A 291-nucleotide genomic window follows, 5' to 3' on the forward strand; every position below is an offset into this window, starting at 1 on the left:
ATTTATGGTGGCACCCACATAATCGTGGAATCTATCTCCTCCAAATACTGCGGCGAAAAAGGCGCTTGGATCTTCGGGTCCTGACATAACTCCTGTAGCCTCTTGAATACCATGCTTGTCATATACAGCTCGAAGATTCTTGGGGGTTGCATGTGTCAGGATGGGCTGGTACGCCGAGCACAACGACGTACGGGATCGCTGAGGACCTGATACGCTTTGGCGATCTCCTTGAATTTTTCTTCGGCATCCGCTGAAGGGTTCTTATCTGGGTGATACTTTATCGCCTGCTTT

Annotated in this window: 1 protein-coding gene; it reads right to left on the reverse strand. The window is 49.5% G+C overall.

The genetic code is table 11. The features are described from left to right. Positions 1-155 precede the first annotated feature (155 nt). Positions 156-281: a DnaJ domain-containing protein gene (locus K6753_RS14500; RefSeq protein ID WP_343225693.1), complete on the reverse strand. Its 126-nt coding sequence runs from the start codon at positions 279-281 to the stop codon at positions 156-158. Positions 282-291: the final 10 nt, after the last annotated feature.

Source organism: Novilysobacter selenitireducens (assembly GCF_020026895.1).
GTDB classification, from domain to species: Bacteria; Pseudomonadota; Gammaproteobacteria; order Xanthomonadales; family Xanthomonadaceae; genus Lysobacter_C; species Lysobacter_C selenitireducens.